The organism is Lewinellaceae bacterium (assembly GCA_020636105.1).
Lineage (GTDB): Bacteria > Bacteroidota > Bacteroidia > Chitinophagales > Saprospiraceae > BCD1.
In genome coordinates this window covers 1367908-1391829 of sequence record JACJYL010000002.1, presented here as the reverse complement: position 1 = coordinate 1391829, position 23922 = coordinate 1367908, and the positions used below count along the sequence as shown (strand labels likewise).

Here is a 23922-nt window from a genome sequence, read left to right as displayed (position 1 = left end):
CGTGTTTTCCAAATACATGGAAACTTTGAAATGATATTGGCAAATGAACGACTAATCTTACACGACCCCCATCAACACTTTTGCGTCATCCAGTAATTTCCTGACTTTTTCCTGTGTTTCTGCCTGGGCATATACCCGAAGAACAGGCTCTGTGCCGGACGGACGGATCATGATCCAGGCTCCTTTGTCCAGCATGAATTTGAACCCATCAATAGTGAGTAAATCGAGTACGGTATATTCGCCAAATGTAGTGTAAGGATTCTCGCGGCATCTTTGGCTGATGGATTGTTTGAGTTCCTCAGTAATGTGCAGGTCGTCGCGGTCGTAGGCAAAAGAACCGACAAGGGCATGAATGTCCTCAACGAGTTGTTTGAGTGACTTTTTCGTTTTAGCCATATATTCCAGGATGACCATAGCGGTCCAGATGCCATCTCTTTCGGGGAGGTGGCCCGCCACGGCAAATCCGCCGGCTTCTTCTCCCCCCACTAAAACCTTCTCCCGGATCATATAAGCGCAAATGTGTTTGAACCCTATTTGGGTGTACACGATCTCAAGTCCGTATTTTTCTGCCAGGGCTTGCATTTTATCGGTAACGGCAAAAGAAACCACGACTTTGCCACTTTCCTTTTTGTATTCGTGCATGTACATCAGCAACAACAGCAGCAAGTGGTGGGCATCGACAAAATGGCCGTTTTCATCGTACATGCCCAGTCGGTCAGCGTCTCCGTCATTGGCAACCCCTACTTTGATTTCAGGGCGGTCTTTGATGAATTGGGAAAATTCAAGCAGGTTTCTGTGGATAGGCTCTGGCGGGATACCGTTAAAGCCGGGATTGTCGTCACAATGGAGCAAAACAGCACTCGGTAACAATTTTGCCATGACAGTTTTGCCCGATCCATACATAGCGTCGTATGCGATATTAAACCCGGCGTTATTGATGAGGTTCATGTCGAAATGAGCCCGGACATGGTTGATGTATTGGGATTCCAGGTCAGGATATTCCAGCAATCCTTTTGCTTCGAGCTCCGCTAATGCCGGCAAATCTTCCATTGGATGCGCTGGAATAAGGGCTTCCACCTCAAGCACATTATCGGAAAACATGGGCCCTCCGAGTTTTGATTTGAGTTTATACCCGTTATACGAGGGCGGATTGTGACTGGCCGTAATGACAATGCCCACCCCTGCGTTGAGTTGAACCACCCCGAAGGAAACAACGGGCGTTGCAGTAAATCCTGTGGGCATAAAAACTTTGATGCCACAGGCTCCCAGCACCTGTGCCGTTGTCTGGGCAAACATCTCTCCCCCAAACCGGCAGTCGTGGCCGATAACAGCAGCCGTTTCACCTTTTTGTTTCATCCATAAAGCGGTACCTTCTGCGACACGTTTCACGTTATCAACGGTGAAATCTTTTGCAATTATGGCACGCCAACCGTCTGTTCCGAATTTTATTGTTGACATTTTACGTACATTTGGAATTCAACTTTTACTACGATTTTGATTTGTTTTAAGTCATTTTGTGATTTAGGGCAAAAAAGCTGAAAACATTAATACAAAAGGGAGTAAAAGGTGTTATAATACATCACCTGTTTAATCCATAAAAGCATAAAAGTAATCATTAAAATTGAAGGATAGTTATTTGCAAAAAGGAAAGCGACGTAAGCTTGTAGAGGGAATCCGTAAAAAAGGGATCAGCGATGAACGGGTGCTCAAAGCAATGGAGGAATTGCCAAGGCATTTTTTTATGGCCAAAGATTTTGAATCCTGGGCCTATGAAGATAAAGCTTTCCCCATTGGGAATGATCAGACTATTTCTCAACCCTACACGGTTGCCTATCAGACTGCGTTACTGGAGGTGCAGCCGAGGGAAAAAATTCTTGAAATAGGGACTGGTTCCGGGTATCAGGCTTCGATCCTCTCCTTGCTGGGCGGGCGGGTTTATACCATCGAAAGGCAAAAGGAACTTTATGATAAAGCCCGGAAACTGTTTAAAAAATTAGGCTTTGGCGGCATAAGGGTTTTTTATAAGGACGGGTACCTGGGATTGCCTGAGTTCGCCCCTTTTGACAAAATACTGGTAACCGCCGGCGCATCGGAAATTCCCAGGGATTTGTTGAAACAATTGACTATTGGGGGCCGAATGGTCATCCCGGTCGGCAAGGAAGTGCAGACGATGTATTGTATCACCCGTCTGGGAGAAGAAAATTTTGAAGAAAAAGCCTTCGCTGATTTCCGGTTTGTCCCTTTTCTAAAAGGAATCAACTAAAGCCTGCAGGCTGAATATGGAAAGAGATAAACCGCAAAATGTAAAACAAGTAACCGCAAATGTAACGAAGTTGAGCTCTGTGAAATCCCGCACATGAAATGTTGGGGTGACATCCTCGACCACATAGTGTCGGGGATTTAGAAGGGTTTGGGTCTTGAGTTATGCGTTTTGCAACAAAATTTGACTTTTTATCCAAAACCCACACGTTTTGCCCACTCACTTTTACATTTTATATTCCTTGTTTTACATTTTACATTTAAAAAATGCTTCAAATAATCATGGAAATTCCAATTTAGATTATTTTTTAAAATTCGGGATGTTCCATGTTTACCTTTCTTAGCTTCCTACTTTCCGGCCCGTAGCCGTTTCTTTATTTACGGAAGTCCTGTTGACTTTTTTCAGGTCTACCATCAGGGTGGACCAGGCGCTGGAGACATCCACGTTCCATTTTTTTGCCCCATAGGTTACTGTTCCGCCGCGATGTTTCCATTCAGAAGCCATCAGCACATAGCGGTCATTGGCTTTGGGGCTTGGGCCAAAGACGAGAAATTTTTCATCTGAATTGGCATCAAAGCTGACCGCAAAACGGTCGGTTTTTGGGCTAAAGAGAAAAACGCCGGGAGTTCCTTTTCTGATCACCACTTCTTCGATCTCACGGCCTTCCACGACTTTAATTTCCCCCTGGAAAATTTCAGAAGAACCACCGGAAGCTTCCCTTCTCAGGACAATATCATCCGAAAGGTAAAATTGGATTTTTTTGAGATCTGCATTGGACCAGGAGTATTCGTTGTAAAGATCCTGAGTGAATGGCCGCAATGTCGGACCACAGGAACTGAGTAAAAAGAGCATTCCCAAAACGGGAATCATGGTTTTGAAAACTTTCATAGCTAGGTTGTTTTTATGGTTCAAGAATCAGTATTCCTTATTGAAGATGCTTTTCAAAGCACCTCCCCCTAATTCCATCAGCCAAATAACAAACATTCCGTCATCTATGCCACCGCCTTAAGACTATTTAACCACGCCATTAACTGTTTTTAACGCTTCAGGCACTATAAATCGTTGGTGGACGTTTTTTTCTAAAACATACGAATCATGACGAAAACTATTTTCCTTTTTTTGACAATCCTTTCTTTTGGAACCCTTTCAACTGCTAAAACCATTGATATCCGGGAAGCCATCCAATCGGGCCTCATCAGGGTGGATCCTTTGGGTAATGGCGGACATACGGAAAGATGCTTACAATTGAAATTCGAGAACCTGCAAAAGAAAAATCTTGAAATATTCATTCCTGCCGGGCTGATCTTCCATACTGTAGACACCTCGGAGCAGGACCTGATCATCATCCAGGAAAGATTATTGGTGCTGGAAAAATTTCAAAAGAGGAGTATTTCGATTTACGCCATGTGCATCCAGGCAAGTAATGCTTCTCCCATGAAGGACAGCCCTTTCAAAATGGGGCCCGAAGCAGAGGGTAATTTATTGACACTCGTGCATTTTATCGATGAAAAAAATATCCGTACCGACGACGCACAATACGCCATTTGGGCAGTTACGGATGACAAAAGGATTGAAAATATCGGTCAACCTGAGCTCGCCATTTTTACCGCTGAATTACTCGGTAAACCTGTTCCTGAATACTGCATCCGCCACGCTGCAGAAAGCCAACCCGGGCAAAGCGCTTTCCAGGACCGTCCCGCCGTGATCGATGGCATCTTCAAATATGAGAGCGACATGGACAGGAAAGTGTCTTTTGGTCTTTACGATGCTGCAGGAACTTTGCTGCATGAAGGATTTGCCGATCAATTTCAAAAAAAAGGATCCCACAAGTTTAAGTTCCGGTTTGAGGTGCGCCATATTCCCAAAGGAAAATATTATGCCCGACTCATGAGTGATGGGGAAGTGATCGCCGAACTGGCGGTGGAGTTTTAATGACTTGATGCTGGCGTCTCTTTCCGGGTTGGTTGTGTGTTTTTTGACGGGGCCGTTCCAAAATGTGTGCCTTAGAGATTTGAAAAAATAAATTGACCTATTTGCCGCCGCTTCGCCCCGTCCCTAAAGAGGAGTCATCCCCAAAATAGATCAATTTATTTTAAAAGTGTTCCTTAGAGCAAAAGACAGGAAAATTTAGACAAATTTCAATGTCATTATTAGGGGTGTTCAGAAAAATTTTAACGGAAGAATTTGACCGCTGAGTTCGCAGGGGGAGCATTGTGGTTAAAAAAACAATAAGCTTACTGTTTATTTGCCGGGTTTCGATATAAACCGTTATTTTTAGATGGATATTAAATAGTTGTACCCAATGAAAATAAACATTGGGTTTTTATTGAAATTTATTTTGTACGGAACGGTCTGTTTGACTATATTTGCAAAATGAATTTAAAACACAATAGAGAGAAAGTGATTGAAACAGGGCTTAATCTATTCTGTTCAAAAGGATATTCTAATTTGGGCATAGATGAGATATGCAAGACTACCGGAATGACCAAAGGAGCTTTCTATAATGCCTTCAAGAGTAAAGAACAATTTTTACTTACAACTATTACAGCATATGGAGAAATAACAATCAATCACTTAAATAAAAAGTTAAATCACAATAAAAACAAGGCCATTGATAGATTATTAGGCATGTATGAAAATATGTTTGATATGCAGCCTGGCAATAATTACACTGGTTGCATGATTAACAATATAATGTCTGAACTTGGTTCAACAAATGAAATAGTTAGCAAAGCTACTGCTATTGAATTTGAAAGATTTTTAAGCATTATAGAACCTGTTGTTGCGGAAGCACAAAAGGACGGAGATATAATTAACTCTGTCAATTCTTTAGCCATAACAGAACTCTTACATTCTACTTTTTATGGTGCATTAACTAGAGCTAAAAGTACAAGAGAATTTAATCATGGAAAAGAAACCATGACTCTATTAATTAATTCATTAAAACAAAAATAATAATGACAACAATTTCAAGAGAAATAGCAATAAATGCTACAAAAGAAGAGGTTTGGAAAGCTATCGCAAAGTTTGGTGACATCTGCCATGCAAGTCCCGGAGTATTAAAATCACACGTTACCTCCCAACAACAAGAAGGTATTGGTGCCACTCGCCATTGCGATTTTGCAATGAATGGAGCTACAGCTGAAGAAAAAGTAACTGCATGGAAAGAAGGAGAATCTCTTTCTATTGAAGTGTTTGAATTAAAGAAGATGCCAGGCATTAATACAATGAAAGCAGATTTTGCCATTCGTACTGAAAATGGGAAAACCATTCTGCGCGCTGACCTTAACTATGACATGAAAAACGCATTCTTCGATGTAATGAATGTTTTAATGGTAAAAAAAATGAACATAAAACTCTGGAATTCGGTTGTAGCTGGTCATAAAAAATACATTGAGACCGGAGAACGGGTTGTTGAGAAAACCATTTTGGAATTAGATAAAGTAGTTACCTTAAACTAATGACTGCTATGGCACTAAATGAAGATTATAAAAATTTCATTCTTGACCAACTCGCTGGTTTTGGAGAGTTTGAAATTAAAAATCAATTCGGAGGTACAGCTTTGATGAGTAAAGGTGTGGCTTTTGCAAAAATTAAACATGATAAATTATGGATGAAAGTAGACAAAAGTAATATTGATGACTTCGTGAAATATAATATGCCACAATACACCTACGGAAAAGATAATTCCCGAAAGCTTCATTTTTATGAAGCTCCAGTTGAAATAATTGAGGATAAAGATCAATTGGTTATATGGGCAAAGAAATCTCTCCAAGCTGCAATTAATACAATTAAATAGTTTAAAACAATTAAGACAGATTTAACTGCAGAAATTGCAAAGAGTGAATGGAAGAAATTAAAACTCACAAAGAAAATAAAATATAGACTAATTAATCCAACATTTAGAATATGCTCCGATTAAACCTTTTGGTCGGTAGAAAGTCTTATGGCGACACCTTAAATAATTAATGATGAACCTAAAATTCAGTGATCTATTCCAATCGGCTGGCATTTTCTTTTTGATCATTTCATTGACAATTATGAGCTGTAAGCCATCCGATGATATCGTAGATCCTGCCACTCCTGAGCTGTTGGATCTGACCCATTTGCCTTTTGGAGGCCCTAATATCCTGATTAGAAACCAGGGGGATGCGCAACCAGATTTTCTATCCTTATGGCTTTGCGGACTTCCTTCCAATGGCGCTGGAAATGCTGATGCAACCGATTGGACAAACCTTGATGGTACCTGGGATTATACCAGAAAACCTTTGGTGCAAGGGGAGGTTACATGGATAAGCGAATTCAACGTATCATTAGATGGTAATGGCAATCGTATTATAACAGGCAATGCCTTACCAGATCATCCAACCGGCATTTTCCCCATAACGCCGGGGAGTGCTGCCTATCAATATGATGGAAATCCGAATATCATTTCAGCACATGAAGTATATTATGTTTTACCAGCCATGCCTGAAGTAGCTCAGGAGCCAGATTGTGTCTTTTTTGGCCCATCGGGTATTTCATTAAGCGGAAGTGCAATATACCATGGATCATCAACCCTCGGGAATGATGCGGCTGCCCATGAAATGTTGGATAGATTTGGCGGACACACAGATGGGACGGAAAGATATCATTACCATTTTCCATCCGAAGATCTTCAGGATCATATACACCCTCACACTTCAGGTCATTCAGCCCTTATGGGTTATATGTTAGACGGTTTTGGTATTTATGGCCCTTATGGCGAAGATGGGGAGTTACTCTCCTCAGCAGATTTAGATGAATGTCATGGTCATACACATCCAGTGCTCTGGGATGGAGAGATGGTTACCTTATACCATTATCACTGGACCTATGATTTTCCTTACAATATTGGTTGTTTTAAGGGGACGCCTCAATAAAATTTAGAACCAAAAATTAAAAAAGGATGGATTAAAAAAATCAAAAGCCAGACGATATTACCATCGCCTGGCTTTTTTATTCAGGGCATGAAGCACAGGAAAAAATGAACACAAAACTCATTTACCTGCGCTACTGCGATAAAAAACATTTTATACCAATCCCTGTTCCATCATGGCGTCGGCCACTTTGATGAAACCGGCGACGTTGGCTCCTTTTACGTAATCAATTCTTTTTCCTACTCTTCCGTGAGTGACACATTGGGTGTGGATATCTTTCATGATCTGGTGCAGGCGCTTATCAACTTCCTCGCGGCTCCAGTGGCTGTGCGAAGCATTTTGGGCCATTTCCAAACCTGAAGTAGCTACACCCCCTGCATTGGAAGCTTTGCCCGGAGCATAAAGTACTCCTGCATTTTCAAATACTTCCACGCCCCCCGGAGTGGTAGGCATGTTGGCTCCTTCGGCCACGAGTTTACAGCCATTGGTAACCAATACCTGGGCATCGTTTTCGTCCAACTCGTTCTGAGTGGCACAAGGCAGTGCGATATCTACTTTGATCCCCCAGGGACGCTGTCCTTCGTAGTAGTTGGCATTGAATTTGTCAGCATATTCTTTGATTCTTCCGCGACGAACGTTTTTCAGTTCAAAGACGAAATCGAGTTTTTCTTTGTTGATGCCGTCAGGATCGTGAATAAAACCGGTAGAATCAGAAAGCGTAACGACCTTTCCTCCCAACTCAATCACTTTTTCTGCTGCATATTGAGCTACGTTTCCTGAACCTGAAATGGAAACCACTTTTCCTTTTAAATTATCTCCTTCCAATTTCAGCATTTCTTCTGCGAAGTAAACGGTTCCGTAACCAGTGGCTTCCGGACGGATCAAACTTCCTCCGTAGGTCAGTCCTTTGCCGGTCAGCACTCCGGTGAATTCATTTCTGAGGCGCTTATACTGGCCAAAAAGAAAACCTATTTCTCTACCTCCCACTCCGATATCACCGGCAGGAACGTCGGTTTGTGCACCGATGTGGCGGCTCAGCTCGGTCATAAAACTCTGGCAAAAACGCATTACTTCATTATCTGATTTTCCTTTAGGATCGAAATCAGAGCCTCCTTTACCACCGCCCATAGGAAGGGTGGTGAGACTGTTTTTGAAAACCTGTTCAAAAGCGAGGAATTTCAAGATGCTCAAATTAACACTAGGGTGAAAACGAAGCCCGCCTTTGTAAGGCCCAATGGCGCTGTTCATTTCTATACGATAACCTCTGTTAACCTGGAATTCTCCTTTGTCATCGATCCATGGAACACGAAACATGATAACCCTTTCAGGTTCGATCATTCGTTCCAGAATTTTGGCATTCATATATTCCGGATGCTCCTCAACGTAAGGAATGACACTTTCAAAAACTTCCGTTACGGCTTGTAGGAATTCAGGTTCATTTGGATTGCATTTTTTTGCATATTCCATGAATTTTTTGAATACGGGGGACGTTGTTGCTGTTGACATAACCTGGTTTTATTATGTGAAAAAAATATGTTTATATTTCGGTAGGAGGGCAGGGAATGGCGTAAAATTTTTTGGAGCAACGAGGGGTTGCCTGATATTTTCTTTTGAGAAGAAAAATTTCTTTTGGTTGAAAATTCAAAAGAAATTATATTATTTGCCATAATCCTGGCTTTTTATGAACACCCCTGATCAAGGAAAAACCATCCCTGACCCTGTGTTTTGAAACACTACAAATCTATCATTTTTAACGAAAATATTTGCCTTTTGTTGGCAAAAATGTGGCCTAAAACAGAGAAAAAACGATAAAAAATTAAAGGAGTGCTTTTTGAAAAACAAAACAATATTTGTTGTTTGGCAGAGAATGTGTTTTTGGGGACATTCTCTTTTGTTTGGATATGGACTCTAAGGGCTTAAGGGAGCAGGATACGGAGAAAATTAGGTTGGGTTTTGTTTCGTTGTGGTAATTGTAATTAATTGTTTTACAATTGATTGCTCTCGGTTGTAAGGAGAAACCCATCGGGCGGGAAATAAAAAAGGTGCCGAAATAAAACAGGACTTCTTTCGAAGCCGGATTTTTAAGAAATGCGATAAAAAAATCATTTTTTAAAAATCCGAATTTTATTTCGACACCTTTTGGTGTCCTCAAAATAAAAGTAACTAAAAGAATCAGGCCAACAGACGCACCGGATTTTCCAGCAATGCCTTAAAAGTTTGTAGGAATTGAGACCCTACGGCGCCATCCACCACGCGATGATCGCAGGACAAAGTGACTTTCATTTGATGGCCGACAACAATATTTCCTTCTTTGACAACCGGTTTCTCAATGATCCCTCCAACAGCCATGATACAGGCATCAGGTGGATTGATGATGGCGGTGAATTCTTCAATGCCAAACATGCCCAGGTTAGAAATGGTAAAGGTATTGCCTTGCATTTCCTCCGGCTGTAATTTACGTTCTTTGGCTTTTCCGGCAAGCATTTTCACTTCCCCGTTGATCTGGGTAAGCGTCTTGCGATCCGAATGACGGATGACCGGAACGAGCAGTCCGTCAGGAACGGCAACGGCTACCCCGATATTGATATCTTTATTTATTCTTATCTTATCACCCAGCCATGATGAGTTGACGGCGGGGTGCATACGAAGGGCTCCGGCCGCTGCTTTGATAACCAGGTCATTGAAAGAAATCTTTGATGGATTGATCATTTCATTGATCTGCTTTCTGGCCTTCATGGCTTCGGCCATATCGATCTCCATGGTCAGGTAGAAATGAGGCGCAGAGAATTTGCTTTCTCCCAAACGACGGGCGATCACTTTGCGCATCTGGCTGACGGGAAGGTCTTCATAACTTCCCTCCTGGGCCATCTCCTGGAATACCTGGGCTGGGAAATTGTGTTGAACAGTTTGTGGCAAGCCAGGAGCGGCACCACCCGTTTGAATAGCTGCTTCAACATCCCGTTTTACGATGCGGCCGTTGTCGCCACTGCCTTTAATCCCGGCGATATCAATTCCTGCGCCTTTTGCAAGGCTACGTGCCAGGGGAGAGGCTTTTATCCTGCCGTTAGCGGAACTACCTTCAGATGCTGATTCTTGTATGGCTTCCTGGTGATCCGTCTTGGGAGCTGAGGTTGCTTCAGCTACTGTTGCAGGTTCGGAGGAGGTACTGTCTTTTGCCCCTTCTGCAGCGGCAATAGCAGCTTTCCAGTCTTCTCCTTTTTTCCCGATCACTGCAATAATTCCGTCAACAGGAACGGGACCTTCTTTAACGGCAATATGCAATAAAACGCCGTCGACATAAGTGTCCAGCTCCATTGTAGCCTTATCTGTTTCCACTTCGGCGAGCGTATCACCGGCCGTTATAGTATCGCCCACTTCTTTCAGCCACCCTACAATATTCCCTTCCTCCATGGTATCGCTCATCAGCGGCATCCGAATTATTTCTGCCATAATTTATCTTATTAGTTCTTATTAGTTCTTATTAGTATTGATGTTCATTGCGCAAATTTGCAACAAATAAAATGTTTAAGCCAAAAAAGGAGAGAAAAGTTTAAAAAGAGGGGGACATTATTCATCATTTTTCCTAAACCGAAAGTTTTTTCCTTTTTATGGAGCAGGTTTTTTAATTTTGAGGGAACAACAAATCGATGTTTTTTCTAAGGTCAGGAAAAGACTGAGGGCTGGAGTCAGCAAACCGAAAAAAGGCAAAAGTCGGCCTCGAGGTTCAAGTCTTCCTTTTTCAAAGATCTTTTATTGCCCAGGTTTGTTATACTTTTTTCTATATTCATGACTTCAAGAAAATGGCATGTTACTAACAACGGAGAAGATAAATTTATTAAACCACCAGATTGAAGCCATTCTTCAAAAGGCTCGTGAAATGGAAAAAATTTATGCCTCTCAACTGGAACCGGTGCACCCCGTGTACAAAATGAGTGCCTTGAATCTGCTCCACTACCTGGCTTTCAGGAGTTTTGATATCATAACATTACAGGAAGAGTTACGCAATAGCGGTTTGCCTTCGCTTTCCAATATTGAAGCGCATGTTTTTAAGAGTCTGCTTGCCTTAAAGACGATATTGAATCACTTGAAAGGAGAGGCGGTTCATGAAAATCGTATGGGGATTATTTCCATAGAAAAAAGCCAGAAAATACTTTCCAAAAACACCAAATTGCTCTTTGGTTACAAGTCACGTAAAAGGCGAACCCGTATCATGGTAACCTTGCCGGATACCGCTGCTGAAGAATATGCTTTTGTCAGTGGGTTGATCAAACATGGCATGAATAGCGCCAGGATCAATTGTGCCCATGGTGACCAGGAAATGTGGGGAAAGATGATAGAAAATGTAAAAAAAGCCAATATCCTGCAACGCAAAAAATGCAAGATCGTAATGGACCTCGCCGGGCCAAAATTGCGAACGGGGGCGATGATGCCAGGCCCTGAAGTCATTCAAATAAAGCCTAAAAAAGACGAATTGGGGCAAATATCGCACCCTGCAAAAATTTGGATCGCTCCTCCCGGAATAATGCCTCCTGATCATACCGCTGATAATATTTTGCAGGTGGATGAGATTTGGTTTGATAAGATAAAACGCGGTAATACCATTCATTTTACCGACAGCAGGGGTAAAAAAAGGAAGATTTTGGTCGAGAAGAAACAGGGCAATGGCGTTTGGGGCGTATGTGACCAATCATCCTATCTCACGGCAGGAACCACACTGGAATTAAAAAAAGTAAAACAATCAGGTAAGCAGGTGAGCCGGCCCAGTGGGTTGCTTCCTCTTGAAAAAGCCATTTTACTCCATCCGGGAGATTACCTTGTCCTCCATAAGGATCCCGCTCCCGGGGAAGACGCTGTTGAGGATAAAAATGGAAATGTTATTCACCCTGCCCATATTTCCTGTACCCTTCCTGAAGTTTTTAAGGATATTAAAGTCGGCGAGCCCATCTTTTTTGATGATGGTAAAATGGAAGGCGTAATTAAACAGGCGGATGAAGAATCATTACTCATTGAAATCATTCATACCAAAAACAAAGGAGGAAAATTGAGGGCTGACAAGGGCATAAACTTACCTGAAAGCGACCTGAGCATCAGCGGGCTAACGGAAAAAGATAAAATTGACCTGGCCTTCGTTGCCAATAATGCCGATGCGATCAATTTTTCATTTGTTAATACCCCTGAAGATGTAAAAATTCTTCTGGAAGAACTGGAAAAGTACGAGTCCCGCCCTGGAATCATTCTCAAAATTGAAACCCAAAAAGGGTATCGTAACCTTCCGGAAATTTTGTTGCAGGCCATGCGCACTTACCCCATCGGGCTCCTGATCGCACGCGGGGACCTGGCCATCGAAACAGGTTGGAAAAATTTCGCCGGCATCCAGGAAGAAATCCTTCGGATCAGTGAAGCGGCCCATGTGCCCGATGTGTGGGCCACCCAGGTACTGGAAACACTCGCTAAAAAAGGAGTGCCCACGCGTGCCGAGATTACCGATTCGGCCATGGGCCAAAGAGCGCAGTGTGTGATGCTCAACAAAGGGCCTTACATTGAAACCACCATTCGTATGCTCGATAAAATCCTGCGCCGTGCCCAGCATTTTCAAAAGAATAAGGAAAGGCCACTGCCTCCACTTCCTGAAGCTGAACTACTTAAATTGTCTTACGCTGGTTTGCATAAAGAAATCGTGGATTAACTCCCGTAACCATAGTTTGACACCACAAAGGACATAATTGGGTCAGAACCCCTTGAATGCCGGGATGAAGATTGAAAGAGATTGAGGAAGATTGGAACTCTCCCGACCTACTGTGCTGGATGTCGCTGCGCTCCACTTGAACCCCTGGAACACTCTTCTAATCCAGTCATTTTCTTACCTTTGCAAAAACAATAACATTTTGCGTCATTTTCTTCATCTTGCCTATAAAGGAACCCATTACAGTGGGTGGCAATGGCAGCCAAATGCCGTCAGCGTGCAGGGAACGATAGAAGCTGCTTTAGAAAAAATGCTAAAGAAGCCCATGAAGATTCACGGGTGTGGCAGAACGGATGCAGGGGTGCACGCCAGTCAGTACTTCGCTCACCTGGATATTGAAGAGAATTGGGATTTTGATATCGTGGAGCGCCTGAACAGGATGCTGCCGAAAGATATTGCCATCTTTGACCTTATTCCGACAAAAGAGGGAGCCAATACTCAAAAAGACGCATTGAACCGCACTTACGACTATTACATACACTTCCGGAAGCATCCCTTTTTGAGTGAGTTCAGTACCCATTATATCGGAGCGCCCCTGGATATAGAAAAAATGAATGCAGCCGCTCAAATGCTTACTTCTCACCGTGATTTTCGTGCGCTGTGTAAATCCCCGGACAAGGTGCCTCATACGCGGTGTTTAGTGATGGCCGCTGAAATTGTGGAAATTAATCATGGAGCAGGTCTTCGGCTGAGGATCACCGCCAGCCGGTTTTTAAAAGGTATGATTCGGTTGATCGTTACCAAACTACTCGAAGTGGGGCAGGGAAAGATCAGTGTATCGGAACTGGACACTTTTATAGGCAGGCAAGAGAATCCTGATTACAAAGTCCTGGCCCCTCCGCAAGGGCTGCGTCTGTCGAGGGTAATTTATCCTTTCCTGGATATTGAACCCGTACATGGATTTTTGTAAAAAAGGGAGTCATTCCGAATTTCCATGGGGTGTTATTATTTGATTATCAATATCAAAAAGGCAGAATGTACTGATCCTCCGTATTTAATAATCAATTATTTTCCTACATCTCTCCCTTGAAAAATATGGAATGACTCATGTTTTTTTGATCAAACCAATAGATCACATTCGAAAACCTCTTCTTTCTTTTCAATGAGTGGCTTTCTCAAAGCATGAAAGGCTTTATGGCTTTCCGTGGCTTCCAGTTTTTCTTTGGCTGCTTTATTTTCCCAGTATTCCAGCAGGTAATACAGGTTTTTATTGTTTTTATCTTTGAGAATGTGGAAGTGATCGAGCCCTGCAGGTTTGCCTTCTACATTTTCTTCAAATTTTTGCATTTCCAGGAAAGTGATGTCGTCGCCTTCCTTTACTTTGAAAGATACTACATTTACGTACATAGCATGATTTTTTTGGTTGAATAATGATAACACGACAAAGATACCGGCTTCCAAAATCGTTTACAGTGATAACAGTTACAGTTATGATCATGAATAATACAAAACCAGGTACAGGATAGGAACGATAATTCCCAGTGCGGTCATCCATGCGCCCCGACCGGTAATCCCCTTTTTGCCTTTGATCATAAATAACCCGGAAGCTGCCATAAAAAACAGGGCAAACGAAAAGATATCCGAAAAAACGGTCCACCACCGGCCAGGATTGTAGTGCAGGTAATTGAAGGCGTGAAGAACGGCCCGGCGTTCCACCCTTTCGAGGTACCCTTCGCCAGTACTCCGGTTGATGATGATATTGGCATTTCCTTTTAGAAATACTTTGAGACTGCCTTGGTTACGAACGTAATGTTTCTTGTAGTTTTTCTCTTCGCCCACCTGTTTCAATACGGCCAATACCGCCCCTTCATCAGGATTTGAAAAGTCGGGAGGCAGATTGACTTTAAAATCCCTGGTAGTGATCGCGTAGTTAGGATCCCAATCATTCAAATGATTGATGGCGATACCCGAAACGGAATAAACCACGGTTGCCGCAAAAAAAAGATATCCCGCATCACGATGAAGGATGCGAAGCCACTTTCTCCACTTAATTTTTCGCATAAACTTACATTTCAGATTCTTTCTTCTCTGTTGTTTCCGGGATAGGAGCAGCAGTGATGACTTCGTAACTCACACAGTCGAGACCGTAAAAAGAAAGTTGATTTTTGCCGCTTTTCTTCAAATCAGCACGATGGTTTTCAATGATCGACAATTGTTCGGCGCCTCCGTCAGGATCTTCGGCATGATTTTTTAAAATTTCCTGTTCCCAGTTATCAAGGTAATCCATATCCATGCGCAACTCTGTGACCATAGCGATTATACTGACTTCGCTGCCTTCCAGTTCACGATTGAACTGATCGATGGCTCCTGCCTCGATTTTTACGCTGTAATCAGGATTTTCTCCAAGGATGACCATTCTTTTGCCGCTGTGTTTGCAGGTGTGATCCACTGTGCCTGAGATCATTATTTTCTGACCAGCAAATTCTGGTGCGCGGGCTTCAAATTCTTCCACTTTAACGGTAGGAATTTCACTTGCTGTTTCATCATTTTCGGTTACCGCATTGGCATCCGGGTTGTCATTGTTACAGGCCATAATGCCAAAGACAAGTGCGAAAAGGAAAATTGACTTTTTCAACATTTTTGTGTTATTTATCTGATTAGAGAATAGAGACCTTTAAGGTAGGTAAAGATATCCAGGCAGCCTTTCTCGAACAATGACAAAATGCACCATTATTTGGATTTTTTAGGAGAGATTTGTTAGTGCACCGAAATGGCAAAAGACGAAGAATTTTCCGGATTTTTAAAATAACAGCCCCCATCATTGATACTTATCTTACCTTTTTATTAAATCCATTTCCGGGAATAGGTTTCGAGACACAGCACTTGTTTCTTAGGGTTGGATTTGTTTCAGGAGTACCATTTTTTAGCTAGTAACTATTTTCCGTAGTCAATGGGTCAGCGCCCCTTAACCTTTGTTACTACGCCAGCTAAACACTACTTTAAGGTACAGTCCACCGGGACACAGCACTTGTTTCTTAGGGTTGGATTTGTTTCAGGAGTACCATTTTTTAGCTAGTAACTATTTTCCGTAGTCAATGGGGCAGCGCCCCTTAACCTTTGTTACTACGCCAGCTAAACACTACTTTAAGGTACAGTCCACCGGGACACAGCACTTGTTTCTTAGGGTTGGATTTGTTTCAGGAGTACCATTTTTTAGCTAGTAACTATTTTCCGTAGTCAATGGGGCAGCGCCCCTTAACCTTTGTTACTACGCCAGCTAAACACTACTTTAAGGTACAGCGTACCGCAACCCGTTTCATGAAGTCATGAAATATCTGCAAAAAAGGAATCGTCATAGAAACAAATGATTAGTCTCCCATGCCAGAGGTGACGAGAAGAATTAATCGGCCATAATCCTAACACCAATTAAAACAACAAGATCCATTAATTACCTAAATTCCGCCAACCCTTCCAAACGATATCCATATCCACCATCGGATGGTAATCTTTGGCGTAGAAAAAATTCAAACGATTCACGGTACTTTCATCAAAAGAAAAAGACTCATGAGAAAGGGTCTTCATTCGGTAAAGGCGATCCAGAGGAGAAAGGACACCCGGTTTTATCTTTGGCAATTTGTATGCCGAGTTTTCGGAATGGGCATAACCCACCCAGCTTTTTTTAAAGGAAAAAACAGCAACGATATTTTTCAGCAATCCTCTTTTATTTTTGACAATGATCAACTGGATCGGCAGGCTGACCAACAAAAATCCGCATAAAAAGAGATCGGTCAGGCGCTTGTTGCGTTGGGAAACATTTTCGGCAATATGAAACTGAATATCAATGGTGTACAATTCTCCGGCTGTATTTTTGGAGGAACTGCCGATGATGCTCATGCTCTCTTCGGGAACGATTTTGTATTCCAATGAGGGGCCCAACCGCGTCATCCATTGCATAATGTCCTGGGCCGCCACATCCTTGCCGCAGAAAATGACGGTATCGATTTTATAAATGTGGGCCACCTCCTGCAATTGATGCAGGCTGCTTAGGTAATTGGTATCTTCGGTGGTCTCGGAGGCTACCGTGCCAATGAAGTTTTGTTTCACCTGCACCTGGTGTAAAAGATGAAGAACACGCTCACTTTCCTTAAGGGTGCCTACGATGACCAGGTTTTTTACAGGAATTTCGCTAAGTTTAAAATTGCGGTTTTTGATAAAATGCTGAAGTATGCGGCTTCCGGTAGTGGCCATAAGACTCCATGCAGCCCCCAAAAGGATCAATGCACGGGAATGCCGGTATTCAAGATTCAGGAATCCGTAAATGGCAGCAAGGATTACCGTTCCTGCCAATACACCACGCACGACTTTGCCTATGCTCGCTTTGGGGTCATAACCTCCACTAAAATAAATGGTCGTGATCCAGATGAGGATATAGAGGGGGAAGTTGAAATACAGCAGGCTGTCGTCGTAATAGTCAGGTTGTTTGAAATGATAACTGGCCCAGAAATTCTTGAGAAAATACAGTCCTCCGTACATCAACACGGCGTCGAGCATCGGTTGGGCAGCCCTTTTGAAAAAACTGGCCGCCAGAGTGATGAAGGCCCGGAAGTAAATGGCCCATTGCAGCATGAAAACAAAAAACCTGGCCTGCTGCCCATGAAAATGCTTTTTCGCAAAGATGATCATGGCATTGTAGAATGCTTTTACATAGTTGAGGCTTCCTTTTTTAGTGCTTTCCCCTTTGTAATGCAGGATACTCGTCTCCGGGAAATAATAATTTTTGTACCCTCCCTGGATGATCCGATAGGAGAGGTCAATGTCTTCTCCGTACATAAAAAATGCTTCATCCAATAGTCCCACCTCATCTAATACTGAACGACGCATGAGCATAAAAGCCCCGGCCAGCACTTCTATTTCATTGGTTTCAAATTCATCGAGGTAACCGAGGTGGTAATGATTGAACAATTTTGATTTTGGGAAAATCCTGGAGAGTCCGAAGGATTTGGCAAAGGCGACAAAAGGAGTGGGGAATCCTCGTTTCGACTCCGGCAGAAACTTGCCCGAGCCGTCGATCATCCTGACTCCCAGCCCCCCCGCTTCAGGATGGGAATCCATGAATTTAAGACATTTCTCAAAGGTGTCTTCCTCAACGATGGTGTCCGGGTTGAGCAGCAGCACGTATTTTCCAGTCGATTGCCTGATGGCCTGGTTGTTGGCAATAGAAAATCCCGGGTTATCGGTATTGGCAATAAGGAGAACTTCCGGAAATTTCTCCTTCACCATGGCTACAGAATCATCAACGGAATTGTTGTCCACTACAAATATCTCTACCTTAAGCCCACGGGAAGCTTTCCGAACGGAAAGCAAAGCCTGCTCCAAAAAGTAGCGAACGTTATAGTTGACAATGATGACGCTGAGGTCCATAAAGAAAATTTAAAGGCTAAAGGTAAAAGACTAAAGTTTAAAGTGCATAATGGATGACCAAATTATTTAGGGGGGAGTATGCTACTGGTCCAAATTTTTTAACCCATTTTGGGGAGGATGCTCATTTGAGGGGCTGTTCAAAGTTCCAGGTTCAAATTATTGTTGAATTAACCGTCCATCGAAATTCAGGTTGTCTAAATCTTCACCTCCTTCCATTTGCCGCGACGAAAAATAACGACGACCGTAATGGCCATGAGGCTCTCACTGATGGCTGCAGCCCAGCAAACGCCGGCGAGCCCCCATCCCAGGGTGAGGGCAAGGAAATATCCCAGTGGAATCTCGATAAACCAAAAGCAAATGATGTTGACGACGGTCGGTGTACGAGTGTCACCAGCACCGTTGAACGATTGGCTTATGACCATGCCATAGGCGAAAAAAAGATAGCCGGCGCAAAAGATCCTCAGGCTCAAAATGCCGGCCTCAATGACTTTCGGGTCGTCTGTGAAAAACCCGATTAGGGAGGGAGCGAAAATGAAATAAATGATGGAGACACTGAGCAGGAACAACATATTTACAAAAGCGCTGCGCCAGACCGAAGTTTCCGCTCTTTCCGGTTGGCCTGCACCAAGGTTTTGCCCCGTGAGGGTAGACGCAGCATTGGCAATGCCCCAGGCTGGCAAAATCGTAAAAATGAGGATGCGTATGGCAATTACATAACCGGCAACCGTCTCACTGCCGAAATTGGCTACGATACGCATGAGGAATACCCAGCTGGCAGAGGCGATCAGAAATTGCCCTGCCCCCGTTGAGGCCACATCGACCAGTTTTCGAATGATGGTCCAGTCAAATTTGAGAGAAGACTTTTTGGGTGATAAAATGCCGGTTCCCTTGGTGAGCAGCCAGGTTTGATAAGCCACACCCAAGCCCCTTCCTAGGGTCGTCGCCACGGCAGCTCCGGTGACGCCCAATTCCGGAAAAGGCCCGTAACCGAAAATCAACAGCGGGTCGAGAATGATATTGGCAATATTGGCGATCCATAAGGATTTCATCGCCAGGTTGGCATTGCCTGCCCCCCGAAAAATGGCATTGTTTACAAAAAGTAAAAGGATGACGATATTCGATCCCAGTAGTATCCTGGTATAGGTGGAACCACTGGCAACCACGGTTTCACTTCCTCCCATCAGCCTGAGAATATCCCCGGCGAAAATGAAGGCCGGGATCCCTATGATAACGGAGATGAAAATACTAATCAGAATCGCCTGGACGGCAGCATGAGAGGCTTCTTCCTTTTTCTTTTCTCCCACCCTCCGTGAAACCATGGCGGTGGCGGCCATCGCCAACCCCATCGCCATGGAATAGATCAGGGTGTTGATGGATTCTGTTAGCCCCACGGTGGCTACAGCATCCACCCCCACCTGTCCGACAAAATAGATGTCGACGATGGAGAAAAGGGATTCCATCAACATTTCCAGCACCATGGGAATCGCCAGCAATAGGATTGCCCGATTGATGCTGCCGGAAGTGAAGTCCAGTTCTTTGCCGTGGATGGCGTCGGAAATAAGACGTAAGGTTTTATTCATGATTTACTGGATAACTGGTTGCTGGTTGCTCGTTGCTGGTTTGTTGGTTGCTGGTTTGCTCGTTGCTGGTTTGCTGGTTGCTGGCTCATTTACGTGCCGGGAAACAAGTACCCTGTAACGAGTAAACCCTATTTTGGTAACTCTAATACCAAAAACGGCACAAATTAGTTTCCTAAACATAAAAAACTTTATCTTCGGGAGAAAAACTATGAGAGGTGCTCTTCTAATTACCCTTTTTCTCCAATTTATTACCTTATCAACATTTGCCCAGGTACCCACCATTCAGGATTGTCTGGGGGCCATTCCTGTTTGTCAGCAGACTTATGTTGAAACCGTTTCCCCTTCCGGAACAGGGAATTATCCCAACGAGATAAACGGGTTAAATAGTTGTACCGATGGGGAGATCAATTCTGTATGGTACGTATTTACGGCCAACGAGGATGGGAATCTCGGTTTTGTCATTACGCCTAACAATTTGAATGACGATTACGATTGGGCACTTTTTGATATTACCAATGCTACCTGCGAGGATATTTTTTCAAATTCAAGCCTCCAGGTGAGTTGCAATGCTTCGGGGGGTACGGGCTGTCATGGTCCCACAGGAGCCAACGGTGATTCCAACTGGAATGTACAGGGGCCGGGGTGTTTCGCCAATCCGCCTTCTCAGTTTGCAGGGAATTCCGCTTTCAACGATTTTGTACCGATGTTGCAGGGCAATACCTATGTGTTGATGGTTTCCAACTGGACGGGTTCACAGGACGGCTACACCATTGATTTCGGAAGCTCAACCGGGTTGGGGATTATTGATGAAACCTTGCCAGACATTCAGGGGGCGCAATTCCCGGATGAGTGTAATGAAAATACGATAAGCATTGAATTTTCAGAATATATCCAGTGCGGTACAATCGAAGCATCCAATTTTGCCCTTGCTGGTCCGGGCGGACCTTATACCTTGAGCCTGACTTCTGCGGGCTGTGATGCGGGAGGGGAACAGGAAAGATATTTCACGCTTACCGTTGATCCGCCATTACAGGGCCTTGGAAATTACCAATTGGCTTTGATTACAGATGGTGCCACCGAGGTGCTCGATCTGTGTGACAATCCCGCCCAATCTCAGTTCATCCCTTTTAGTATTGTGGTGCCAATTTCGGTCAGCCCGAATATCGGACCCGACACTACCTTACTTTGTGATGGGAATACCCTTGTCCTGGATGCTACATTCCCCGGAGCGACTGCCTATCAATGGCAGGATGGCAGTACGAATGCCGAACTTTCCATCAATACTGGTGGAATTTATGCGGTTACTGTCACAGCCCTTTGCGGAACAGGAGTGGATTCCGTGGAGGTCGTCGTCCAGCTGGATGTGCCGGTAGTTGAGCTTGGGGCGGATGAGGTCCTTTGCGTTGGGGAGACCCTGTCTTTGGATGTGACTAATGACCTGGCTACCTATTTGTGGCAGGATGGAAGTGTAGGTCCAAATTTTGAAGTAACGACTTCGGGGAGTTATTCCGTTGACGTGACCAATGCCTGCGGTACGGTATCCGATGCCATTGAGGTGGATTATTATCTTCCTTTGACTTTGGCTTTGGGGGCTGACCAGGTGTTGTGTGAAGGAGATACCCTGTGGATGGATGTTACGCATCCCGACCTGGCCACCTATTTGTGGGAAGATGGAAGTATTTCCCCACAGAGGAATATTACCCAAACAGGCACTTATGCCGTAACGGTAACCACACCTTGTGAAACCCTTTCAGACATGATCCTTGTCGAGTTTATCGGTGAACCGTTTTTCGACCTTGGGAAGGATACGGTTTTGTGTAACGGACAAACCCTTGGTTTTGACCTGAGCGTGGCCGGGGCAACCTACCAGTGGCAGGATGGGAGCACCTTACCGACTTATACGGTTTCACAGAGTGGTGATTACAAAGTAACCATTCAGACTGCCTGTAATGATATTGTGGATAGCATCAATGTATTTATCCTGGATACCATCCAGACCAAACTGGGAAGAGATACCTTCCTTTGCCCGGGATATGATATCCGGCTGGATGCCTCTGCCGGGGCGGGAACCCTTGCGGCATATGAATGGCAGGATGGGCAGGATGTAGCCGTTTATAAAGTTCCAACTCCTGGGATCTACACGGTCAGAGCCTACAATATATGTGAAGAAATTTTCGACCAGGTGGTGATCTTTGAATGTGAAGTGTGTGATGTATATGTGCCCAATGCATTTTCGCCCAATGATGATGGCATAAATGATTACCTTCAGCCTTTATCTGATTGCCCGCTGGTGGATTTTAACATGATCGTATTCGATCGATGGGGCGGAATGATTTTTGAATCGGATAGTCCTGATAAGGGATGGGGCGGGGAGTATCGTGGCGAACCGGCAGGGGAAGGATATTACGTGTGGTTTATGTCTTTCCGTGTGTTTGAGAACAACAGGTGGAGAGATGTAGAGATTGAGGGAGGAGTGGCTTTGTTGAGGTGAGTTCTGGGGGCTTGATACTGGTTACTCGTTACTGGTTGCTCGTTGACATGTTGCTGGTTTGGCGATATATATTTTATTGGGAAACCAGGGATTGTCTTTAGCCCGCAGATCGAGGGAAGAAAAGAGGGGTTTTGAAAAATTGAGCACTAAAAAATTGAAAATGGTTAAGGAAATAAATGATAAGGTATTTGATCGATTTCCCGTTTTGGAGAGCGAGCGATTGTTGTTCCGGGCATTTGAATTGGGAGATGCCCCGGGTTTTTTTGCCCTCCGTTCGGATGAAAGAGTCATGCAGTTCATGGATTCGGTATGGCACAGGAGTTTGAGTGATTCGGAAGCAAAGATCAAAGAAATCCTGGAGGATTTTAAGGCAAAAAAGGGGATCAACTGGGTGATTGAGGAAAAAAACTCCAACAAATTTGCCGGATATTTTTGCTTTTGGAAGCTGGATCGGCATAATAGAAGAGCAGAGATTGGATATTCGCTGTTACCTGAATATTGGGGAAAGGGGTATATGACGGAAACACTTCAGCTTTTGCTGGATTTTGGGTTTGAGGAGATGGCGATTCATAGCATGGAGGCGAATGTCAACTCAAAGAATGTCCCTTCCATAAAGTTACTCCTGAAATTGGGGTTTCAAAAGGAAGCTCATTTTCGGGAGAATTATTTCTTTGAAGGGAAGTTTTTGGACAGTGAAATATTTTGCTTGCTGACCTCAGATTGGAATAAATAAAATTATTGAATATGGGACTCAACGTCATCATCACGGGGGCAACAGGAATGGTTGGAAAAGGAGTGTTGTTGGAATGCCTGGACAGCAAAACCATTGACTCAGTTTTAGTAGTGAACAGGAATGCCCTGGGAATGGAGCATCCGAAATTGAAGGAACTCATTGTGGAAGATTTTTTCAACCTGGTTCCGATTGAAAAGGATCTCGTAGGTTACGATGCCTGTTTCTTTTGCCTGGGCATCACCAGCGTCGGAACACCAGAAGATGTTTATCAAAAAATAACCTACGATTTGACAATGAATTTTGCTAAAACGCTGCTTAAACAAAACGAAAATATGACCTTCTGTTACGTCTCCGGGCAAGGCACGGATTCTACGGAAAAGGGGCGTACCCGGTGGGCAAGGGTCAAAGGGAAAACGGAAAATGATCTGCTAAACTTAGGGTTTAAATCAGCTTATATGTTCCGTCCGGGATTTATTCAACCACAACGAGGCATCACGTCAAGAACAAAACTATACAACCTGCTTTACGTTTTTTTCAGCCCGCTTTATGCCATTTTGAAACACTTTCCCGGTGCAGCGACCAGCACGACCAATATGGGATTGGCCATGATCAGGGTAGCTTCGGCGGGAAGCCCCAAAACAATCCTGGGAAACAGTGACATCAATTTGCTGGTAAAGGAAATTATTTAATTTAAAACTTTTTTGTTTATTATTTTTATTTTTAAAACATTTATAGGTATATTGGGTTCCTTTTTAATTTTTCTCAATCTACCAAATGATAACAAAAGACATTTTATGGAAAGGCGTCCTTGAGGATTTTTTTGAAGATTTTTTGCGCTATTTTTTTTCGGAAGTCA

The 23922-nt window shown here is 43.6% G+C and carries 20 protein-coding genes; 11 read left to right on the top strand and 9 right to left on the bottom strand.

What is annotated here, in order from left to right; translation table 11 throughout:
* Positions 1-57 precede the first annotated feature (57 nt).
* Complete coding sequence (locus tag H6571_22630; GenBank protein ID MCB9326547.1) at positions 58-1458, bottom strand: phosphoglucomutase/phosphomannomutase family protein; 1401 nt, start codon at positions 1456-1458, stop codon at positions 58-60.
* A gap of 163 nt (positions 1459-1621) precedes the next feature.
* On the opposite strand from H6571_22630, the gene H6571_22625 reads away from it, so the two are divergent.
* The gene (locus H6571_22625; GenBank protein MCB9326546.1) at positions 1622-2263 is read left to right on the top strand and encodes a protein-L-isoaspartate(D-aspartate) O-methyltransferase; all 642 of its coding nucleotides are present in this window, start codon (positions 1622-1624) and stop codon (positions 2261-2263) included.
* Between the two features lie 336 nt (positions 2264-2599).
* Here H6571_22625 and H6571_22620 read toward each other — a convergent pair whose 3' ends face one another.
* Complete coding sequence (locus tag H6571_22620; GenBank protein MCB9326545.1) at positions 2600-3148, bottom strand: hypothetical protein; 549 nt, start codon at positions 3146-3148, stop codon at positions 2600-2602.
* Between the two features lie 207 nt (positions 3149-3355).
* On the opposite strand from H6571_22620, the gene H6571_22615 reads away from it, so the two are divergent.
* The 5 genes from H6571_22615 (at position 3356) to H6571_22595 (ending at position 7161) form a co-directional block, all read left to right on the top strand.
* The gene (locus H6571_22615; protein MCB9326544.1) at positions 3356-4192 is read left to right on the top strand and encodes a hypothetical protein; all 837 of its coding nucleotides are present in this window, start codon (positions 3356-3358) and stop codon (positions 4190-4192) included.
* Positions 4193-4633: 441 nt separating this feature from the next.
* Complete coding sequence (locus H6571_22610) at positions 4634-5215, top strand: TetR/AcrR family transcriptional regulator (GenBank protein MCB9326543.1); 582 nt, start codon at positions 4634-4636, stop codon at positions 5213-5215.
* A 2-nt stretch (positions 5216-5217) separates the two neighbouring features.
* Entirely contained in the window at positions 5218-5721 is a 504-nt protein-coding gene (locus H6571_22605) for an SRPBCC family protein (GenBank protein MCB9326542.1), read from the top strand.
* An 8-nt stretch (positions 5722-5729) separates the two neighbouring features.
* Complete coding sequence (locus tag H6571_22600; GenBank protein ID MCB9326541.1) at positions 5730-6059, top strand: TfoX/Sxy family protein; 330 nt, start codon at positions 5730-5732, stop codon at positions 6057-6059.
* A 241-nt stretch (positions 6060-6300) separates the two neighbouring features.
* The gene (locus tag H6571_22595; GenBank protein MCB9326540.1) at positions 6301-7161 is read left to right on the top strand and encodes a YHYH protein; all 861 of its coding nucleotides are present in this window, start codon (positions 6301-6303) and stop codon (positions 7159-7161) included.
* A gap of 150 nt (positions 7162-7311) precedes the next feature.
* Here H6571_22595 and gdhA read toward each other — a convergent pair whose 3' ends face one another.
* Entirely contained in the window at positions 7312-8664 is a 1353-nt protein-coding gene (gene gdhA / locus H6571_22590; GenBank protein ID MCB9326539.1) for an NADP-specific glutamate dehydrogenase, read from the bottom strand.
* A 666-nt stretch (positions 8665-9330) separates the two neighbouring features.
* Complete coding sequence (locus tag H6571_22585) at positions 9331-10608, bottom strand: pyruvate dehydrogenase complex dihydrolipoamide acetyltransferase (protein ID MCB9326538.1); 1278 nt, start codon at positions 10606-10608, stop codon at positions 9331-9333.
* Between the two features lie 355 nt (positions 10609-10963).
* Between H6571_22585 and H6571_22580 the strand changes: the two genes are divergently transcribed.
* Entirely contained in the window at positions 10964-12844 is a 1881-nt protein-coding gene (locus H6571_22580) for a hypothetical protein (protein ID MCB9326537.1), read from the top strand.
* Positions 12845-13043: 199 nt separating this feature from the next.
* Positions 13044-13811 carry a tRNA pseudouridine(38-40) synthase TruA gene (gene truA, locus H6571_22575; GenBank protein MCB9326536.1) on the top strand — a complete coding sequence of 256 codons (768 nt, stop codon included), beginning with the start codon at positions 13044-13046 and terminating at the stop codon, positions 13809-13811.
* A gap of 149 nt (positions 13812-13960) precedes the next feature.
* Here the strand turns inward: truA and H6571_22570 are convergent, their stop codons facing one another.
* From H6571_22570 to H6571_22550, 5 genes are all read right to left on the bottom strand, one after another.
* Positions 13961-14248 carry an antibiotic biosynthesis monooxygenase gene (locus tag H6571_22570; GenBank protein MCB9326535.1) on the bottom strand — a complete coding sequence of 96 codons (288 nt, stop codon included), beginning with the start codon at positions 14246-14248 and terminating at the stop codon, positions 13961-13963.
* An 87-nt stretch (positions 14249-14335) separates the two neighbouring features.
* Positions 14336-14902, bottom strand: a complete 567-nt coding sequence (locus H6571_22565) for a PepSY-associated TM helix domain-containing protein (protein ID MCB9326534.1) — start codon at positions 14900-14902, stop codon at positions 14336-14338.
* Positions 14903-14906: 4 nt separating this feature from the next.
* Positions 14907-15479, bottom strand: a complete 573-nt coding sequence (locus tag H6571_22560; protein MCB9326533.1) for a hypothetical protein — start codon at positions 15477-15479, stop codon at positions 14907-14909.
* A gap of 806 nt (positions 15480-16285) precedes the next feature.
* Entirely contained in the window at positions 16286-18262 is a 1977-nt protein-coding gene (locus tag H6571_22555; protein MCB9326532.1) for a glycosyltransferase, read from the bottom strand.
* 194 nt (positions 18263-18456) lie between these two features.
* Positions 18457-19842 carry an MATE family efflux transporter gene (locus H6571_22550; protein ID MCB9326531.1) on the bottom strand — a complete coding sequence of 462 codons (1386 nt, stop codon included), beginning with the start codon at positions 19840-19842 and terminating at the stop codon, positions 18457-18459.
* A 208-nt stretch (positions 19843-20050) separates the two neighbouring features.
* On the opposite strand from H6571_22550, the gene H6571_22545 reads away from it, so the two are divergent.
* The 3 genes from H6571_22545 to H6571_22535 all read left to right on the top strand — a co-directional run bounded on the left by H6571_22545 (position 20051) and on the right by H6571_22535 (position 23755).
* Positions 20051-22333 (top strand): gliding motility-associated C-terminal domain-containing protein, encoded by a 2283-nt coding sequence (locus H6571_22545; protein MCB9326530.1) that lies wholly within the window; start codon positions 20051-20053, stop codon positions 22331-22333.
* 160 nt (positions 22334-22493) lie between these two features.
* Complete coding sequence (locus H6571_22540) at positions 22494-23066, top strand: GNAT family N-acetyltransferase (GenBank protein MCB9326529.1); 573 nt, start codon at positions 22494-22496, stop codon at positions 23064-23066.
* Positions 23067-23077: 11 nt separating this feature from the next.
* Positions 23078-23755, top strand: a complete 678-nt coding sequence (locus tag H6571_22535) for an epimerase (protein MCB9326528.1) — start codon at positions 23078-23080, stop codon at positions 23753-23755.
* Positions 23756-23922: the final 167 nt, after the last annotated feature.

Excerpts from the sequence above, each read along its gene's own strand:
- H6571_22630 (MCB9326547.1), bottom strand. The coding sequence starts at position 1,458 with ATGTCAACAATAAAATTCGGAACAGACGGTTGGCGTGCCATAATTGCA.
- H6571_22620 (MCB9326545.1), bottom strand. The coding sequence starts at position 3,148 with ATGAAAGTTTTCAAAACCATGATTCCCGTTTTGGGAATGCTCTTTTTA.
- H6571_22615 (MCB9326544.1), top strand. The coding sequence starts at position 3,356 with ATGACGAAAACTATTTTCCTTTTTTTGACAATCCTTTCTTTTGGAACC.
- H6571_22610 (MCB9326543.1), top strand. The coding sequence starts at position 4,634 with ATGAATTTAAAACACAATAGAGAGAAAGTGATTGAAACAGGGCTTAAT.
- H6571_22605 (MCB9326542.1), top strand. The coding sequence starts at position 5,218 with ATGACAACAATTTCAAGAGAAATAGCAATAAATGCTACAAAAGAAGAG.
- H6571_22600 (MCB9326541.1), top strand. The coding sequence starts at position 5,730 with ATGGCACTAAATGAAGATTATAAAAATTTCATTCTTGACCAACTCGCT.
- H6571_22595 (MCB9326540.1), top strand. The coding sequence starts at position 6,301 with ATGAGCTGTAAGCCATCCGATGATATCGTAGATCCTGCCACTCCTGAG.
- gdhA (MCB9326539.1), bottom strand. The coding sequence starts at position 8,664 with ATGTCAACAGCAACAACGTCCCCCGTATTCAAAAAATTCATGGAATAT.
- H6571_22585 (MCB9326538.1), bottom strand. The coding sequence starts at position 10,608 with ATGGCAGAAATAATTCGGATGCCGCTGATGAGCGATACCATGGAGGAA.
- H6571_22580 (MCB9326537.1), top strand. The coding sequence starts at position 10,964 with ATGTTACTAACAACGGAGAAGATAAATTTATTAAACCACCAGATTGAA.
- H6571_22570 (MCB9326535.1), bottom strand. The coding sequence starts at position 14,248 with ATGTACGTAAATGTAGTATCTTTCAAAGTAAAGGAAGGCGACGACATC.
- H6571_22565 (MCB9326534.1), bottom strand. The coding sequence starts at position 14,902 with ATGCGAAAAATTAAGTGGAGAAAGTGGCTTCGCATCCTTCATCGTGAT.
- H6571_22560 (MCB9326533.1), bottom strand. The coding sequence starts at position 15,479 with ATGTTGAAAAAGTCAATTTTCCTTTTCGCACTTGTCTTTGGCATTATG.
- H6571_22555 (MCB9326532.1), bottom strand. The coding sequence starts at position 18,262 with ATGGACCTCAGCGTCATCATTGTCAACTATAACGTTCGCTACTTTTTG.
- H6571_22550 (MCB9326531.1), bottom strand. The coding sequence starts at position 19,842 with ATGAATAAAACCTTACGTCTTATTTCCGACGCCATCCACGGCAAAGAA.
- H6571_22545 (MCB9326530.1), top strand. The coding sequence starts at position 20,051 with ATGAGAGGTGCTCTTCTAATTACCCTTTTTCTCCAATTTATTACCTTA.
- H6571_22540 (MCB9326529.1), top strand. The coding sequence starts at position 22,494 with ATGGTTAAGGAAATAAATGATAAGGTATTTGATCGATTTCCCGTTTTG.
- H6571_22535 (MCB9326528.1), top strand. The coding sequence starts at position 23,078 with ATGGGACTCAACGTCATCATCACGGGGGCAACAGGAATGGTTGGAAAA.